Origin of the sequence: Kitasatospora sp. NPDC101157 (genome assembly GCF_044768255.1) — a bacterium.
Lineage (GTDB): Bacteria > Actinomycetota > Actinomycetes > Streptomycetales > Streptomycetaceae > Kitasatospora.
Window position 1 is genome coordinate 560,983 of record NZ_JBIWPL010000003.1, and the last position, 15,982, is coordinate 576,964.

Consider the following 15,982-nt stretch of genomic DNA (forward strand, 5'->3'; position numbering starts at 1 on the left):
CTCCGGCGACAACGCCTGATGGTGTGTTACCTGTGCTGGATGGTGCTGTTCACCGGCATCTACTTCGCCGACCCCGGGCTGCGGATCATCTGGTGGACGGGCATGGGCCTCGGCGGCGTCGCCGCCATCGTGGTCGGTGTCCGGCTCAACCACCCCCGCCACCCGCTGTTCTGGTACCTACTGGCGCTGGCCAACCTCAGCTTCACCACCGGTGAGGCGGTGCAGGCCCTCCAACTCGACATCCTGCACCTGCACAACCCGTTCCCCTCCGTCGCCGACGGCTTCTACCTCGCCGAGTTCGTGCTCTACGCCATCGGCCTGCTCGGCTTCATCCGCTGGCGCACGGCCCGTCAGGACCGCGCCGGACTGCTCGACGCCCTGATCATCACCCTCGGCCTGGCCCTGCTCGTCTGGATCTACCTGATCCTCCCGTACGCCCTGAACCCGGACCTCACCTGGTTCCAGAAGGCCGTCTCCATCGCCTACCCCCTCGGCGACGTGGTCGTGCTCGCCCTGCTGCTGCGGCTGTTGACGCCGCGCGGCGGCAACTCCCGCTCGCTGCAACTGCTCACCGTCGGCGCCCTCGGCCTGCTCACCTCCGACGTCCTCTACGGACTGATCCAGCTGCACGGCACCTGGCGGATCGGCACCGGCATCGAACTCGGCTGGGCCGCCTTCTACGCGGCCTGGGGCGCGGCCGCGCTGCACCCCTCGATGGTCGAGCTGACCAGGCCCGTCCCCACCCAGCAGCCCGACCTCTCCGCCGGCCGGCTCGCCCTGCTGACCATGGCCTCGCTGATCGCGCCCGCCATCCTGATCATCGAGTCGCTGGCCGGGAACACCGCCAACGCGGGCGTGATCGGCGCCTTCTCCGCCCTGCTCTACCTGCTGGTGCTGGCCCGGCTGGCCGTCGTGGTGGTCGCCCGCCGCCAGGCCGTGGCCCGCGAGCGGACGCTGCGCGAGGCGGGCGCCCGGCTGACCGCGGCCGTCACGGTGGCGGAGGTCGCGGACGCCGTCCAGTCCGCCGCCTCCACCCTGATGCCCGCCGAGCGCGGGCACGTCGCGCTGCTCGCGGTCACCGAGTCCGGGGTGCTGCACGTCCGGCGGGCGGGCAACGGCAAGGACGGCGAGGACCCCGACTCCGGCGTGAGCTCCGCAGCGCCCGAGGAGGACGAGGTCCTCGCCCGCCTCGCCGCCCACCGCGAGACCCGCCTGCTGCCCGTCGGCTCCGTCGACCTGCCCGCCCACCTCGGCGGCATGCCCGCCGCTCTGGTCTGCCCCCTCATGCTGGCCGAACGCCTCTCCGGCGACCCGCTGATCGGCGCACTCGTGGTCACCGGCACCGAGCAGGAACTGACCAGCCTCTGGGGCTCGCTGGAGATCCTGGCCGCCCAGGCCGCCCTGGCCGTCGAACGCCTGGTGCTGAGCCAGGAGATCACCCGGCGTGACAGCGAGCTGTACTTCCGCACCCTGGTGCAGAACGCCAGCGACGTCATCCTGATCCTCGACGCCGACGACGGCATCTGCTACGCCTCCTCCTCCGCCGAGCGCGTGCTCGGCCGTCCCGACCTCGACGGCACCCGGCTGACCGACCTCGTCCCGCCCGAGGACAGCCGGGAGGTCGGCAAGGCGCTGGCCCGGATGCGCGGCTCCGCCGACCCGCCCCGGGGCGACCAGCCGCGCGAGCACTGGCGGCTGCTGCGCCAGGACCGCACCCCGATCGAGGCCGAGGTCCGCTACACCGACCTGCGCGACGACCCGACGGTCGGCGGACTGGTGCTCACCCTGCGCGACGTGACCGAGCAGCGCCAGATGGAGCGCGAGCTGACCCACCGGGCCTTCCACGACTCGCTCACCGGCCTCGCCAACCGGGTGCTGTTCCAGGACCGGGTCGGCCACGCGCTCGCGCGCGGGGAGCGCAGCGGGGCCGTCACCGGGGTGCTGTTCATCGACCTGGACGACTTCAAGGTGGTCAACGACACCCAGGGCCACGCGGTGGGCGACGAACTGCTGGTCGCCGTCTCGCTGCGGATCTCCACCGCACTGCGCAGCTCGGACACCGCCGCCCGGCTCGGCGGCGACGAGTTCGCCGTCCTGGTCGAGGACGCGGTGTGCCCGACCGACGTGGACACCATCGCGGGCGTGGTGCTCTCGGTGTTCACGGAACCGTTCAAGCTCAGCGCGGGCGCCGTCCGGGTCAGCGCCAGCATCGGCGTGGCGACCACCGAGGACAGCGTGGACGCCGCCGAATTGCTCACCCACGCGGACCTCGCGCTCTACTCGGCGAAGGCGGCCGGCCGCCGCCAGTGGTGCCACTACCGACCGGCGCTGCAGGCGGGACTGGTGGAGCGGCACGAGCTGAACGAGAACCTGGACTCCGCCATCGCGGAATCGGCCTTCCAGTTGTACTACCAGCCGATCGTCGATCTGCGGACAGGTGACCTGGTGGCCTTCGAGGCCCTGGTCCGCTGGCCGCACGACCGGCGCGGCATGGTGCTGCCGGACGAGTTCATCGCCCTCGCCGAGGAGAGCGGCCAGATCGTCCCGCTCGGCGCCTGGGTCCTGGAACGCGCCGCCGAGGAGGCCGCCACCTGGCACGCCGCCAGCTCGGCCGCCCGCGCCGCCGCCGGACGCCCCCCGCTGCGGGTGAACGTCAACGTCTCCGCCCGCCAGTTCCGTGACGCCGGGTTCGTCGACGTGGTCCGCCGCTCCCTCGCCTCCTCCGGCATCGACCCGCGCACCCTCGTCCTGGAGCTCACCGAATCCGTCCTGATGCGCCGCGACGACCGGCTGCGCGCCGACATGGACACCCTCGGCGACCTCGGCATCGGCCTGGCCATCGACGACTTCGGCACCGGCTACTCCTCCCTCTCCTACCTGCGGGAGTTCCCGATCTCCCTGCTGAAGATCGACAAGTCCTTCATCGACGGACTCGGCAACTCCCCCCAGCAGTACGCCCTGGTCGAGGGCATCACCCGGATCGCCGACACCCTCGGCGTCCAGGTCATCGCCGAGGGCATCGAACACCCCGACCAGCGCGACCTGCTGGCCACCATGGGCTGCCCCCTCGGCCAGGGCTACCTCTTCGCCCACCCCATGGACGGCGCGCGGGCCCAGGCCCTGGTCCGCCGGGCGACGTACGAACCGGTGTAACAGGGCGCGACCGGCGCCACCGTTACGGAATCTTCATCCCCACCGGTCACCGGGACTCCGCGGGGAATGAGAGATTGTCATGGGGCTTTACCGAAACGGTCCCCAGTCATGGCAATCCCTTGAGAGAGTCCCGATGTCAACACCGGCCCAGGCCCCGCCCCGGGGCACCGCACAGAAGCGGCGCAGCCCGTGGGTGATCGCCTACTTCCTGATCGGGCTCGTGTGCGTCCTCGTCGCGGTCTCCACGGCGGCGTACGCGACCAGGGTCGACGACCTGATTCCGATCGTCCTCACCGGGGTCCCCGGGCTGGCCCTGACGCTGCGCGCCCCGATGTACGGAGTGTCGTTCGGACCGACCGGGCTGAAGTACTCCGGACTGCTCCGGGCCCGCTCGTACAGCTGGTCCGAGGTCGAGAAGGTGGAGCGCGCCACGGTCCCGGGCACGCTCTTCTCCTCCGAACTCCCCGAACTGGCACTGGCCGGCGGCAGGTCCGACCAGCTGCCGCTGCTGGCGGGGTACGGCCGGGGCTCGAAGGTGAACAAGAGGGTGGAAACCCTGGTGGCCGACCTGGAGAGGGCGCGGGCCGCCGCACGCGCCGGCGCCTGAGGTTCCGGGCCCGGGGGTCGAGTACCCGGCCCGAGGCCGACAGCAGTCCCACCGGCGAGGATCGCCAACTCGATGTGCCGTTCGAGGAGATCATGATGGCAGCGACGGAGACGTCCTGGTACGCGGTTCGGTGTGTGTTCCGGTGGGACGCCTCGGGTGGGCCGGTCTACGAGGAGCGGCTGACCCTGTGGCTGGCCGGATCGACGGACGAGGCCATCGGACGGGCGGAGGACGAGGCGCGCCGCTACGCGGATGACAACGGGCTGCAGTACCTGGAGTTCGCGCAGTCGTACCGGCTGGCCACCGACGGGCGACCGGGCGACGGGGATGAGGTGTTCTCGCTGTTGCGGGAGAGCCGGCTCGACGGGGACGCCTATGTGGACCGGTACTTCGACACCGGGCAGGAACGCCAGGGCGGCACCGGCGGAGAGTAGTTCCGGCATTCCAGCCGCGCCGTGCCGGCGCGCGGAGCGGAAGCCGACGCCTGAGCGGACGTGACCGGCCCGACGCGGGTTGTGATCGCGGCGGCGGGCCGGTCGGCTCGACCGCTGGAAGGCCTACTTGACGGGGTGCGGGTGCCCCAGGTGCGGAAAGGTCGGGAGCAGGTCGGTGTGCGGGCCGATGTGGTCGCTGGTGATCTTGCCGCCGGAGACCATGGTGAGCCGGGTCGAGGTCACGTCGTCCACCAGGGTGCGGCCGTTGGGGTAGCCGGCCGGGCGGGAGCGGTCGTAGCGGAGGATGTCCGGCAGGACCAGCTTCAGCGTCTCGGTGGCGGCCTCGGTGGTGTAGTCACCGGTGTGCTGGAGGACGGCCGTCCAGGCCTCGCGGTAGGTGTCCCAGTCGTCGGCGGGCTCGCCCGCGTTGTACGCGTCCTTCACCTCCTCGACGTTGAAGTACGCGGTGAGCGACGGGTGGGCGCCCCGGTCGACGGAGACCAGCTGGCCGTCCTGCCGCAGGCTCACCCGGCCCCAGACGCCGATGGTCGGGTCCGGACCGAGGTCGGCGTCCGGGACTTCGAGCGCGATGCCGAAGACGTTGGCGTCCGCCATCGCGTCCTTGCCGGTCCAGGTGAAGTCGTTGACGATGCCTTCGAGGTCGGCGAAGAACGGGTCGCTGCGCAGACCGACGGACAGTTTGCAGCCGTTCGCCTCGATCACGTCGGGCGCGTCGCCGAACGCCACCGGGGCGTCGGAGAAGAGCACGTCCCCGGTCGGTTCGTGCTTCCGGGCCGCGCTGCCGGTGGACCGGTGGACGGTGACGCGCTGCGCGCCGGAGCCACGCTCGGGGGCGGAGAAGGTGAACGAGTAGGCCACATCGGCCCGGTGGTCGCCGTCGTTGTCGACGTTGATCCGGTAGACGGCGTCGGGATGGAACTCGGCCGCCCGGGTGGGCGCGTACGGGTTGACGTTCATGATCAGGACGGTGCGGTCGGGCGCGTCGGCCGCCGGGAAGGCGAACAGGTCGGTCATGTCGAGGCGGGCGTCGCTGCGCGGGGAGCGGAGGTCGGGGCCGCTGAGGTGATGGGACATGGGATTTTTGGTAGCAGGCGGAGCCCGCCCCGGCCGCGCCGACACACCCGCCTCACCGCCGCGACGACCCGCTGGGTCCCGGCGACACGCCGCAGCTTCACCCGCACGAGTGATTGCGACGCTCCGCATACTGACCGACACTCGGAGTATTCGGAGAGCTCTTGAGGCTCTCCCGGCGCAAGGAGTTGCCGCTATGACCGCAACCGAATCCTCCGCCTCCGGGATCCCGCAGATCGCGGGCCACTCCCAGCCCACCATCCACAGCGAGAACCTCGCCATCGGCGGCAACGTCGGCGCCGTCTGGCGCGCCTGGTGGACGTGGACCCCGGCGCACGGGATCTTCAACCTCCAGCTCCCGTGGAACGTCATCGGGACCAACTCGACCGTCGTCATCACCGCCTCCGAGATCGACTCCAACGGGAACCGCTTCGTCGGCGCCGCCGCCTTCCAGGTGTCGAGCATCGCCCCCGGCAACGGCGTCGTGACCTTCAAGATCAACATCGACTGGGGCAGCTCGCTGCCGATGCGCACCGACGTCCTGGTCTTCAACTGATCTGACGCGCAAGGCCGGAGAACCCACCGGCACCCGAAGCCCGGGCCCGCGGAACCCACCGCGCACCCGGGCTTCCGCACGTCCCGGTACCACCGGGCGCGCATCAGCCCCGGGATGTAAACCCGTGGGCCAATGCGGGCGGCCAGGAGATCAACCGGCGGGCCGATGTCCGGCTTCCGGGCCGCGTGACAGCGTTCGGCGCATGGACACCACGCCGTTCACTAGCCCCAACGAACTGACCCGTCGTCGCATGCTGGGAGCCGCCCTGCTCTTGGGCGCCGCCGCCCCGCTCGGCCTGGCCTCCACCGCCCGGGCGGACGCCCCCTCCCCCGCCCCGACGCCCGCGCCCGGGTCCGGGCGGCTCACCCTGCCCGCGCCCACCGGCCCACACCGCGTCGGCACGGTCGCCCTGCACCTGCGCGACACCTCCCGGCCGGATCCGTTCGCCGGGCCCGGCCGCTACCGCGAGCTGATGGCGAGCGTCTGGTACCCCGCCAGGCAGGCCGACGAGCTGCCGCTCGCACCCTGGATGAGCGGCGGCGCCATGAAGGCCTACCTGGACGACTTGGGTTTCAAGCTCCCACCCTCCGCCACCCCGCTCACCGCGGCCCGACTGGGCGCGCCCGTCCACCGCACCGGGCACCGGCTGCCCGTCGTCGTCTACTCGCACGGCGCCCACGCCCACCGGGCCATCAACACCGTCACCGTCCAGGAACTCGCCAGCCACGGCTACCTCGTGGTCACCGTCGACCACACCTGGGACGCCTTCACCGAGTTCCCCGACGGCCGTGTCCTCACCCCCTGGGTCGAGGGCGCGCCCAATCTCGGCCCGCGGGACTACGCCGCGGACGCCCGCTTCGTACTGGACTGCGTCGAGGAGATCGCCGCCGGGTGCAACCCCGACGTCGACGGCAAGCCCCTGCCCGAGGGCCTGCTCGGCGCCCCCGACCCGCTCGACATCGGCATGTTCGGCTGGTCGAAGGGCGGCTCGGCCACCGCCGCCGCCATGATGGCCGACCGCCGGGTCCGGGCCGGCCTCGCCATCGACGGGCCGATGCAGGGGATCACCGTCACCGACCTCGACCGTCCGTTCCTGATGCTGACCGCCGAGTTCGGCCGCGACCAGGACCCCGCGGCCGTCACGTTCTGGAACCATCTGCGCGGCTGGCGGCTCAACATCCAGGCCGACGGCGTCCGCCACACCTCGTACTCCGACGCCTCGCCGCTGATGCCACAGGTGGCCGCGCTCCTCGGCCTTCCCGCGCAACAGGTCCAGCAGATGGTCGGCACCCTCCCCGCCGACCGCTCGGTCCGCATCCAGCAGGCCTACCCGCTCGCCTTCTTCGACCTCCACCTCCGCCACCGCCGCGGCTCCCTCCTCGACGGCCCGTCGCCGCGCTTCCCGGAGGTCAGGTTCCTGGCGTGACCCCCACAGCGGGCGGCCGCCACGGGGGTGCGGCCGCCCGTCTCCTTCCCACCCGGTGCCGCCGGCGTCAGACGGACATGTCCTGGGCGGCGGAGGCGGTGGGCGGGGTGGTGCTGCCCGCGGTGGTGCCGAGGGTGCGTTCGACCTTGGCGACGGCGGTGCGGTACTGCATCGAGGCGGCCTGGGCGTCGGCGGACTGGCGCTGGAAGAAGCCGTAGACCATGCCGACGGTGCCGAAGCGTTCGATACCGACGAAGGCGTTGAGCTGGACACCGGCGAGGGTGCCGTCGAGGCGGACGGCGGGGGCGTCCTGGCGGTCGCCGAGCGTGACGGGGGTGACGGTGAAGGTCACCGAGTCCTCGGTGCCGGCGTTGAAGGTGATGGTGTGGCAGTTCTTGAACGCGTCGGTGGAGGTGTTGAACTCGCTGGTGAGCCTGGACTGGTCCTCGGCCGTGAGGGACTCGGTCACCATCGGGTTGCCGTCGGGGCCGTCGAGTTCGGTCTCGGCGTGCGGGGTCGCGGGGCCGGGAGCGATGGGGTGCATGTTGATCAGGGCGCTGAGCGCGTCGCAGCCGGTGACCGGCGTCGGGTCGGGACTCGGGCTGGGGCTGGGGCTGGGGCTCTCGGTGGCCGGCGCCTCGGTGTAGTCCGGGCCGAGGTCGTCCTCGCCGAGCAGCGCCGACTTCAGCTGGTCGGCGGAGGGGAGCGGCGGAGCCGGGTCGGCGGCGGCGGATCCCGCCGGGCCCACGGTGGCCGCCGCGAGCAGGACCGCGGCCGTGAGGGCGCGGAGAGGCCTCGGGAGGGACATGCTGGCCCCCGGTCGAGAGTTCGGGCAGGGACAGGGCACCAGTCTCCCACCGGGGGCCGGGCGGGGCGCGCGGGCGGTCATCGTCGCAGGTCAGCGCCTACCTGCGGACGCACGACGCGGACGGACGACGTGCCCGCACGACGCGGACGGACGACGCGGACGGACGGCGCGGACGGACGGCGCGGACGCACGGCGCGGAAGGGGGCAGCGGCCGGGGCCCGCATCGCTCGGCTGCGGGCCCCGGTGCGCCGGGTAGCCCCCCGGCCACCCGACGTCAGATGGTCGCGGCCAGTTCTGTCCCCTGCTTGATGGCCCGCTTGGCGTCCAGTTCGGCCGCCACGTCCGCGCCGCCGATCACGTGCACGGACAGGCCGCGCTCGCGCAGCGCCCGGTCGAGGTCGCGGCGCGGTTCCTGGCCCGTGCAGAGCACCACCGTGTCCACGGGCAGGAGTTGGCGCTCGCCGTCGACGGTGAAGTGCAGCCCGGCGTCGTCGATCAGGTCGTACGTCGCGCCGGCGACCATGGTGACGCCGCGGTGCTTGAGCTCGGTGCGGTGGATCCAGCCGGTGGTCTTGCCGAGTCCGGCGCCGACCTTGCTGGTCTTGCGCTGCAGCAGGTGGACGCTGCGCGGGGGCTTCGGCCGCTCGGGTGCGCGCAGGCCGCCGCGCTCGCGGTACTCCGGGTCGATGCCCCACTTCGCCTGGAACACCGCCGGGTTGAGGCTCGCCTCGTCGCCCTGGTCGGTGAGGAACTCGGCCACGTCGAAGCCGATCCCGCCCGCGCCGAGGATGGCGACCCGCTCGCCGACGGGTGCGCCGTCGCGCAGCACGTCCAGGTAGCCGAGCACGCTGGGGTGGTCGATTCCCGGGATGTTGGCGGGAGTTCGCGGGGTGACGCCGGTCGCGAGGACGATCTCGTCGTGCCCCGCCCCGGCGAGCTGCTCGGTGGTCGCCAGGGCGCCGAGCCGCAGCGTGACGTCCAACTCGGCGAGCCGGGTGCGGAAGTAGCGCAGCGTCTCGTTGAACTCCTCCTTGCCGGGGATGCGCCGGGCGATGTTCAGCTGCCCGCCGACGCTCTCGGCGGCGTCGTACAGGGTGACGGCGTGGCCGCGTTCGGCGGCGGAGACGGCGAAGGCGAGGCCGGCCGGTCCGGCACCGACGACGCCGATGTCCTTGCGCGACTTGGTGGGTGCCAGGACGAGTTCGGTCTCGTGGCAGGCGCGCGGGTTGACCAGGCAGGAGGTGATCTGGAGGTTGAAGGTGTGGTCCAGGCAGGCCTGGTTGCAGCCGATGCAGGTGTTGATCGAGTCGGCGCGGTCCTCGCGCGCCTTGGCCACGAAGTCGGCGTCGGCGAGCAGCGGACGGGCCATCGAGACCAGGTCGGCGTTGCCATCGGCGAGCAACTGCTCGGCGACTTCCGGGGTGTTGATGCGGTTGGTGGTGACCAGCGGGATGCCGACCTTGCCCATGAGCCGCTCGGTGACCCAGGCGAAGGCGCCGCGCGGCACGGAGGTGGCGATGGTGGGAATGCGCGCCTCGTGCCAGCCGATGCCGGTGTTGATGATGCTGGCCCCGGCGGCCTCGACGGCCTGGGCGAGCTGGACGACCTCGTCCAGGGTGGAGCCTCCGGGAACCAGGTCGAGCATGGAGAGCCGGTAGACGATGATGAAGTCCTCGCCGACCCGCTCGCGGACCCGGCGGACGATCTCCACCGGGAAGCGCATCCGCCGCTCGTACGGCCCGCCCCACTCGTCCTCGCGGCGGTTGGTCGCGGCGACGATGAACTCGTTGATCAGGTAGCCCTCGGAGCCCATGATCTCGACGCCGTCATAGCCCGCGCGGCGGGCGAGTTCGGCGCAGCGGGCGAAGTCCTCGACGGTCTGCTCGACCTGCTCGGCGGTGAGTTCGTTGGGCACGAAGGGGCTGATCGGGGCCTGGAGGGCGCTGGGGGCGACCAGGTCGCGGTGGTAGGCGTAGCGGCCGAAGTGCAGGATCTGCAGGGCGATCTTCCCTCCGGCGGCGTGCACGGCGTCGGTGACCACCCGGTGCTCGTCGGCCTCCTCCTCGGTGGTCAGCATCGCGCCGCCCTCCCAGGGGCGCCCGGCCTCGTTGGGCGCGATGCCGCCGGTGACGATCAGGCCGACGCCACCGCGCGCGCGCTCCGCGTAGAAGGCGGCCATCCGCTCGTAGCCGCCGGGAGCCTCCTCCAGGCCGACGTGCATCGAGCCCATGATCACCCGGTTGGGCAGGGTGGTGAAGCCGAGGTCGAGCGGGCTGAGCAGGTGGGGGTAGCGGCTGCTGCCGGGGGTCGCACTCATCGACGTCTCCTGAGGGGGCGGCCGGTGGGAGGTGTCTCCCGGATTGTTACCGCAGAGTAGGGGACGCTCGCCGTGCTATGCAACTAGTTGCATAGGCTTCGCCCGGCGAGGATCCCGTACCGGCCGCGCCTCCCGGCCCGGCGGCGTATCGTCGTGCCGGACAGCGCCGCAATCACGGGCTCGGGGAGAGGGGGCGGCCGTGCGGGGTGGCTCGGTGGCCGTGGTCGGGGGCAGCATCGCCGGAAGCGCGTTCGCCGGGGCGGCGGCCCGGCTCGGCGCGGAACGGGTCGTGGTGCTGGAACGCAGCCCCGGCCGGCTGGAGGACCGCGGACTGGGGATCTGCACCCACAACGACCGCTTCGCCGAACTGGTCGACGCCGGCCATCTCGCCCCCGACACCCGCCGCCACCGGCTCACCGTGCGCAGCTGGGTCACCCGGGAGCCCGCCGGCCACGGCGACGGGCCGGGCGACGACCCCCGGGGGCGCGGGCGGCTGCTCTGGGCCCAGCCCTTCCCCTTCCACTCCCACCACTGGGCGGTGCTCTGGCAGGCCCTGCGCGAGAGCGCGCCCGCGGCGGTGGAGTACCGGCTGGGCACGACGGTCACGGCCGTCGGCAACGACGACGGTGGGACCGGTGACGGCGACGAGGGCGGCCGGGGCCACGGGAGCACCGGCGCCTGGGCCGAGGAGTCCGACGGCACCCGCACCCCGTACGACCTGGTGATCGGCGCGGACGGCTACCGGTCGGTGGTCCGCGCCGCCGTCTGCCCCCAGGCCGTGCCCGAGTACGCCGGGTACGTGTGCTGGCGCGGCAGCTTCGACTCCGCGCTGCTCGCCGAACTGCCGGGCGGCGCCGGGGTCTGGCCGGAGGAGGAGTGCATCACCGTCTGCTACCGCGGTGGCCAGGTGGTGATCTACCGCATCCCCGGGCTCACCCCCGGCACCACCCAGGTGAACTGGGTCTTCTACGCGCCCACCCCGGACTGGCTGCTACTGGACGGCCCGACCGCCGTCGCCGCGGGCGCCCTCACCGACCAACAGCTGGACGGCATGAGGGAGTTCGCCGAGCGGCAGCTGCCACCGTACTGGGCCGGCGTGATCGCGCTGACCCCGCGCGAGCGGACCCTGCTGCAGCCCGTGTACGACCTGGCGACCCCGCACCGCACCGCCGGGCGGCTGCTCATCGGCGGGGACGCGGCGACCGTCGTCCGCCCGCACAACACCAGCGGCGCGGTGAAGGCCCTCCAGGACGCGCACTCCTTCGAGCAGGCCGGACGGCGCCTCGGCGGCGGCTCGTGGTCGCCCCTGCTGGCCGCTTACGACCGCGAACGGACGGCGGCGGGCCTGGAGTTGGTGAACCTGGGCCGGACCCTGGGCCGGGCGCAGGTCACCGCGGCGCCGGACTGGGCGGCCATGGACGAGCCCGGGATGGCCGCCTGGTGGCGGGACCAGCTCACCGGCAGCGGCGGCTTCGGCGGGCACGCGATCGCGCGGAACAGGTGAGGCGGACACGCGAACGGGCGGACCGGCCGAGCCGGTCCGCCCGTTGAGCCGGGTGGCTCAGACGTTCACGCCGTAGTCGGTGGCGATGCCGCGCAGGCCGGAGGCGTAACCCTGGCCGATCGCACGGAACTTCCACTCGGCGCCGTTGCGGTACAGCTCGCCGAAGACCATCGCGGTCTCGGTCGAGGCGTCCTCGCTCAGGTCGTAGCGGGCGATCTCCTGCCCGTTGGCCTGGTTGACGATCCGGATGAAGGCGTTGCGGACCTGGCCGAAGTTCTGCAGCCGGGCGTCGGCGTCGTAGATCGAGACCGGGAAGACCACCTTGGCGACGTCGGCCGGCACCCGGGCCAGGTCGACCTTGATCTGCTCGTCGTCGCCGTCGCCGCCACCGGTCAGGTTGTCGCCGCTGTGCTCGACCGAACCCTCGGGGCTGCGAAGGTTGTTGAAGAAGACGAAGTGCTGGTCCGAGACCACCTTGCCGAGCGCGTTGCACAGCAGCGCACTGGCGTCCAGGTCGTAGTCGGCCCCGGTGGTGGTGCGCACGTCCCAGCCGAGGCCGACGATCACGGCGCTCAGACCGGGCGCCTCCTTGCTCAGCGAGACGTTGCCGCCCTTGGCCAGCGAAACTCCCACAATGCCCTCCTCGGATCTCTCCCTGCGGACGAATCTACAGCACTGTAGAGATCACGAGAATCCGCCTGCGGGCAGGGCCCGTCCCGGGGATTTCTCAGGGACGGGAGAGGGAACCGATCGCCCCCGGCCCGGATCCCGGATCCCGGCGCACACCGATCACCGTACCGCCGGGGCGCCGCGCGGGGTAGGGCCGCCCTAGACTGGCGGTGGATCCCTGGCCCGTCCCGTCCCGAGGCTTCGCGGGAGGTTCCCATGCGCCAGCGGTACAGCTTCCACCTCGACCGGAGCGGGCACTCGGTCACCGTGAACGTCCGCTCCGGCTGGATCACCGAGACCGAGCTGCTGGTGGACGGCAAGGAGTGCGCCTTCCACCGCGTCCACGGCCACGGCAGCTACCCGCTGACGCTGTCCGGGCAGTTCGCCGAGGAACCGCCGTGCCCGCTGTCCGTACGGCTGGACCGCACGGGCCTGCCGGAGCACCCGCTGACCTGCGTGCTGGAGGTCGCCGGCGCCGAGCACCCGATGCCCGAAAGCACCGCGCGCTGACACGTCACCCCTCCCTGCGGCTCCTCTCCATGGCTAGCTTGCTAGCAAACTAAGCTGCTAGCATCCTTGGTGTGGGAAACGAGGATGTGAAGCAGTTCAACGTGTACCTGCCGGTCGAGCTGATCAAGCAGGTCAAGTTCCGTGCCATCGAGGAGGAGCAGTCGCTCTCGGCGCTGGTCGCCGACGCGCTGCGCGCCTACCTCGCCACCCCCGCCCCCGAGCAGCCGTCCGACGAATCCGCTGAACCGACCGAGGAGGACTGAGATGACGACCCAAGGCATCGAAGCCGTGTTCATGGAGACCCACAACTGGGGCAAGGCCGCCAAGTTCTTCCAGAGCCTGGGCTACGAGCTGGAGTTCGAGACCGACCACAACTCCGGCCAGCTGCGCAACGGCTCCGGCCCCACCGTCTTCATCGCCGAGGTCCCCGCGGACCGGGAGACGCCGCTGCAGCTGGTGCTGAAGGTGGCCGACGCCGACGCGTTCGAGGCGGGCGACGGCGTGGAGGTGGTGACCCCGTTCGAGGACACCCACTTCGGGACCAGGCTGGCGACCGTCCGCGACCCCGACGGCCGCCTCTGGAGCCTCCAGGCACCGGCCGGGGACCGGCCCGCCCCGGAGCGGCCCGACCATGTCCAGTAGCACGACCGGCCGGGGCGGGGACGACGCGTTACTGCGCGCGCCCGCCCCGGCGGAGGCGCCGCCGCGACCGGGTGCCGTGCGCCGTAGCACGCCGCCGGGTTGACGGTCAGCCGCCAGTGGCTCCGGCCACCACCTCCCCGACCGCCTGCCGGGCCCGCTCGGCGTCCTCCGCCACCAGACCGATCCTGGTGCGGCGGTCGAGGACGTCGGAGGCGTCCAGCGCGCCCTCGTGGCTGAGCGCGTAGGCGACCTCCGCGCGGGTCACGTCCAGGCCCTCCACCAGCGGCGTCAACTCCCCCGCCGCCAGCACCTCGTGGGCCGCGCCGCCGTGCCGGGCGAGCAGCGAGGCGGGCACCCCGCCGGCCGGGGCCGGGCGGCTGTCACGGTGGCCGGGGGCGCCGACCAGCGGCAGCCGGGCCGTCCAGCAGGCCCGGGCGGGCAGACCGTGCAGCCGGACGGCGGCGTCCACCGCGTCCTCGGCCATCCGCCGGTAGGTGGTGAGCTTGCCGCCGACCACGGTGATCACCCCGGACGGGGACTCCAGCACCGCGTGCTCGCGCGAGATGTCGGCGGTACTGCCGCCCCCGGTGTCGATCAGCGGGCGGAGCCCCGCGTAGGCGCCGCGGACGTCCGCCCTGGTCAGAGCGGTGGCGAGGGCGGCGTTGACGGTGTCCAGGAGGAAGGACAGCTCGGCGTCGGTCGGCTGCGGCTCGTCCGGGACCGGGCCCGGGGCGTCCTCGTCGGTCAGCCCGATCGCCACCCGGCCGAGCTGCTGCGGCAGCGCGAAGACGAACCGGCTGGTGGAGCCGGGGACAGGCACGGTGAGCGCGGCCACCGGGTGGCCGAGCCTCGCGGCATCCACCAGCAGGTGGGTGCCGCGGCTGGGCCTCAGCTTGATCGAGGTGTCCACCTCGCCCGCCCACACCCCGGTGGCGTTGACGACCGCGCCCGCGGTGACGGTCAGCTCCTGGCCGCTCAGCGCGTCCACCAGCCGGGCGGACGTCCCGGTCACCTCCTGCGCCCGCACCCTGGTCAGCACGCTCGCCCCGTACTGCGCGGCGGTGCGCGCCAGGGCGACCACCAGCCGGGCGTCGTCGACGAGTTGGCCGTCATGGGCGACCAGCGCCCCGCGCAGCCCGTCCGTCCGCACGGCCGGGACCAGTTGGCGCGTCCGGGCCGCGTCGATCCGGCGCACCCGGGGCAGCAGGGCCCCCGGCGTCCCGGCGCTCAGCCGCAGCGCGTCCCCGGCGTGGAAGCCGGCCCGGATCAGCGAGGCCTGGCCCGGGCGCAGCAGGTCCGGGAGCAGCGGCACCAGTTGGGGCAGCGCGCGGATCAGGTGCGGGGCGGTGCGGGTCATCAGCACGTCACGCTCGACGGCGCTCTCCCGTGCCACCTTGACCCGCCCGGAGGCGAGGTAGCGCAGACCGCCGTGCACCAGCTTGGAGCTCCAGCGGCTGGTGCCGAAGGCGAGGTCACGGGCCTCGACCAGGACGGTCCGCAGGCCGCGGGCGGCGGCGTCCAGCGCCACCCCGGCGCCGGTGACGCCGCCGCCGATCACCAGCAGGTCGACGCGCGGGTCGTCGGCGAGCGCGTCGAGCTCGATCGCTCGGCGCCGGGCGTCGAGTCGGGCGGTTCCGGCGTACGGTCCTGCGGTGGGCGTCATGGCGCGAGGTATCCGTTCAGCGCTCTGGCCAGTTCACGCCGCCAGGCCGCCTCGGGCAGCAGGGAGGCGACCATGCGGTGCGACTGGACGGTGGACTGGGCGATCAGCAGGACCATCGCGGCCAGTTCGGCCGGCTCGCCGGCCCGGATCGATCCCCCGGCCTGCCCCTGCTCGATGCCGGTGCGCAGCGCCTCCAGCAGGCCGCGCTGGCTGGCGCCGAGCCGCTCGACCACGTACTGGAGCAGCAGGTCGGAGTCGTCGGAGTGGAGCAGCGCGCCGATCACCGGGTGGTCGCGCAGCCGTACGGCGACCTCGACGACCCGGTCCACGAAGGTCTCCCGGTCGTGCACCTCCAGCGAGGTGTCCTCCAGGGTGGCCAGGATCTCGCGGGTGAGCAGCGCGCCGATCACCGCCCGGACGTCCGGCCAGCGCCGGTAGACGGTCGGGCGGCTGACCCCGGCGCGGCGCGCGATCTCGGCCAACTGGGTGCGGCGGACGCCGAGGTGGACGATGAGGTCGGCGGCGGCGTCCAGGATCGCGTCGTCGGTGCTGCGCGGCGCTCCGGCCGTGGCGTTACTACTTGACATGATGTGTGAAACTG

Annotated in this window: 15 protein-coding genes; 9 read left to right on the top strand and 6 right to left on the bottom strand. The window is 72.8% G+C overall.

Annotated features, from left to right (window positions below; genetic code table 11):
* Positions 1-39 precede the first annotated feature (39 nt).
* From ACIRVF_RS09325 to ACIRVF_RS09335, 3 genes are all read left to right on the top strand, one after another.
* Positions 40-3,153, top strand: coding sequence for a putative bifunctional diguanylate cyclase/phosphodiesterase (locus ACIRVF_RS09325; protein ID WP_402815664.1), 3,114 nt, complete (start codon positions 40-42; stop codon positions 3,151-3,153).
* Positions 3,154-3,286: 133 nt separating this feature from the next.
* Positions 3,287-3,760, top strand: coding sequence for a hypothetical protein (locus tag ACIRVF_RS09330; protein WP_402815665.1), 474 nt, complete (start codon positions 3,287-3,289; stop codon positions 3,758-3,760).
* A 92-nt stretch (positions 3,761-3,852) separates the two neighbouring features.
* The gene (locus ACIRVF_RS09335) at positions 3,853-4,194 is read left to right on the top strand and encodes a hypothetical protein (protein ID WP_402815666.1); all 342 of its coding nucleotides are present in this window, start codon (positions 3,853-3,855) and stop codon (positions 4,192-4,194) included.
* A gap of 123 nt (positions 4,195-4,317) precedes the next feature.
* On the opposite strand, the gene ACIRVF_RS09340 is transcribed toward ACIRVF_RS09335, so the two are convergent.
* Entirely contained in the window at positions 4,318-5,289 is a 972-nt protein-coding gene (locus tag ACIRVF_RS09340) for a DUF4331 family protein (protein ID WP_402815667.1), read from the bottom strand.
* 193 nt (positions 5,290-5,482) lie between these two features.
* Between ACIRVF_RS09340 and ACIRVF_RS09345 the strand changes: the two genes are divergently transcribed.
* Complete coding sequence (locus ACIRVF_RS09345; protein WP_402815668.1) at positions 5,483-5,842, top strand: hypothetical protein; 360 nt, start codon at positions 5,483-5,485, stop codon at positions 5,840-5,842.
* 202 nt (positions 5,843-6,044) lie between these two features.
* The gene (locus tag ACIRVF_RS09350; protein ID WP_402815669.1) at positions 6,045-7,268 is read left to right on the top strand and encodes an alpha/beta hydrolase family protein; all 1,224 of its coding nucleotides are present in this window, start codon (positions 6,045-6,047) and stop codon (positions 7,266-7,268) included.
* A gap of 67 nt (positions 7,269-7,335) precedes the next feature.
* Here ACIRVF_RS09350 and ACIRVF_RS09355 read toward each other — a convergent pair whose 3' ends face one another.
* Positions 7,336-8,076, bottom strand: a complete 741-nt coding sequence (locus ACIRVF_RS09355; RefSeq protein ID WP_402815670.1) for a hypothetical protein — start codon at positions 8,074-8,076, stop codon at positions 7,336-7,338.
* A 274-nt stretch (positions 8,077-8,350) separates the two neighbouring features.
* Entirely contained in the window at positions 8,351-10,393 is a 2,043-nt protein-coding gene (locus tag ACIRVF_RS09360; protein WP_402815671.1) for an FAD-dependent oxidoreductase, read from the bottom strand.
* Positions 10,394-10,607: 214 nt separating this feature from the next.
* On the opposite strand from ACIRVF_RS09360, the gene ACIRVF_RS09365 reads away from it, so the two are divergent.
* Positions 10,608-11,897: a monooxygenase gene (locus ACIRVF_RS09365; protein WP_402815672.1), complete on the top strand. Its 1,290-nt coding sequence runs from the start codon at positions 10,608-10,610 to the stop codon at positions 11,895-11,897.
* A 57-nt stretch (positions 11,898-11,954) separates the two neighbouring features.
* Here ACIRVF_RS09365 and ACIRVF_RS09370 read toward each other — a convergent pair whose 3' ends face one another.
* Positions 11,955-12,530 (bottom strand): TerD family protein, encoded by a 576-nt coding sequence (locus ACIRVF_RS09370; protein WP_355672404.1) that lies wholly within the window; start codon positions 12,528-12,530, stop codon positions 11,955-11,957.
* Between the two features lie 252 nt (positions 12,531-12,782).
* Between ACIRVF_RS09370 and ACIRVF_RS09375 the strand changes: the two genes are divergently transcribed.
* The 3 genes from ACIRVF_RS09375 to ACIRVF_RS09385 all read left to right on the top strand — a co-directional run bounded on the left by ACIRVF_RS09375 (position 12,783) and on the right by ACIRVF_RS09385 (position 13,718).
* Positions 12,783-13,076 carry a hypothetical protein gene (locus ACIRVF_RS09375; RefSeq protein WP_402815673.1) on the top strand — a complete coding sequence of 98 codons (294 nt, stop codon included), beginning with the start codon at positions 12,783-12,785 and terminating at the stop codon, positions 13,074-13,076.
* Between the two features lie 71 nt (positions 13,077-13,147).
* Positions 13,148-13,339, top strand: a complete 192-nt coding sequence (locus ACIRVF_RS09380) for a ribbon-helix-helix protein, CopG family (protein WP_402815674.1) — start codon at positions 13,148-13,150, stop codon at positions 13,337-13,339.
* A gap of 1 nt (position 13,340) precedes the next feature.
* Complete coding sequence (locus ACIRVF_RS09385; RefSeq protein WP_402815675.1) at positions 13,341-13,718, top strand: VOC family protein; 378 nt, start codon at positions 13,341-13,343, stop codon at positions 13,716-13,718.
* Between the two features lie 106 nt (positions 13,719-13,824).
* Here ACIRVF_RS09385 and ACIRVF_RS09390 read toward each other — a convergent pair whose 3' ends face one another.
* Both ACIRVF_RS09390 and ACIRVF_RS09395 read right to left on the bottom strand, forming a co-directional pair.
* Positions 13,825-15,381 (bottom strand): glycerol-3-phosphate dehydrogenase/oxidase, encoded by a 1,557-nt coding sequence (locus ACIRVF_RS09390; RefSeq protein ID WP_402815676.1) that lies wholly within the window; start codon positions 15,379-15,381, stop codon positions 13,825-13,827.
* Positions 15,378-15,968, bottom strand: coding sequence for a TetR/AcrR family transcriptional regulator (locus ACIRVF_RS09395; RefSeq protein ID WP_402815677.1), 591 nt, complete (start codon positions 15,966-15,968; stop codon positions 15,378-15,380). Before ACIRVF_RS09395 ends, ACIRVF_RS09390 begins: the two co-directional genes overlap by 4 nt.
* Between the last annotated feature and the right edge of the window lie 14 nt (positions 15,969-15,982).

Bases quoted from the DNA above. Each gene is read 5' to 3' on its own strand.
- ACIRVF_RS09395 (WP_402815677.1), bottom strand. From the start codon at position 15,968: ATGTCAAGTAGTAACGCCACGGCCGGAGCGCCGCGCAGCACCGACGAC.
- ACIRVF_RS09390 (WP_402815676.1), bottom strand. From the start codon at position 15,381: ATGACGCCCACCGCAGGACCGTACGCCGGAACCGCCCGACTCGACGCC.
- ACIRVF_RS09345 (WP_402815668.1), top strand. From the start codon at position 5,483: ATGACCGCAACCGAATCCTCCGCCTCCGGGATCCCGCAGATCGCGGGC.
- ACIRVF_RS09340 (WP_402815667.1), bottom strand. From the start codon at position 5,289: ATGTCCCATCACCTCAGCGGCCCCGACCTCCGCTCCCCGCGCAGCGAC.
- ACIRVF_RS09325 (WP_402815664.1), top strand. From the start codon at position 40: ATGGTGCTGTTCACCGGCATCTACTTCGCCGACCCCGGGCTGCGGATC.
- ACIRVF_RS09375 (WP_402815673.1), top strand. From the start codon at position 12,783: ATGCGCCAGCGGTACAGCTTCCACCTCGACCGGAGCGGGCACTCGGTC.
- ACIRVF_RS09360 (WP_402815671.1), bottom strand. From the start codon at position 10,393: ATGAGTGCGACCCCCGGCAGCAGCCGCTACCCCCACCTGCTCAGCCCG.
- ACIRVF_RS09335 (WP_402815666.1), top strand. From the start codon at position 3,853: ATGATGGCAGCGACGGAGACGTCCTGGTACGCGGTTCGGTGTGTGTTC.
- ACIRVF_RS09330 (WP_402815665.1), top strand. From the start codon at position 3,287: ATGTCAACACCGGCCCAGGCCCCGCCCCGGGGCACCGCACAGAAGCGG.
- ACIRVF_RS09385 (WP_402815675.1), top strand. From the start codon at position 13,341: ATGACGACCCAAGGCATCGAAGCCGTGTTCATGGAGACCCACAACTGG.
- ACIRVF_RS09350 (WP_402815669.1), top strand. From the start codon at position 6,045: ATGGACACCACGCCGTTCACTAGCCCCAACGAACTGACCCGTCGTCGC.
- ACIRVF_RS09355 (WP_402815670.1), bottom strand. From the start codon at position 8,076: ATGTCCCTCCCGAGGCCTCTCCGCGCCCTCACGGCCGCGGTCCTGCTC.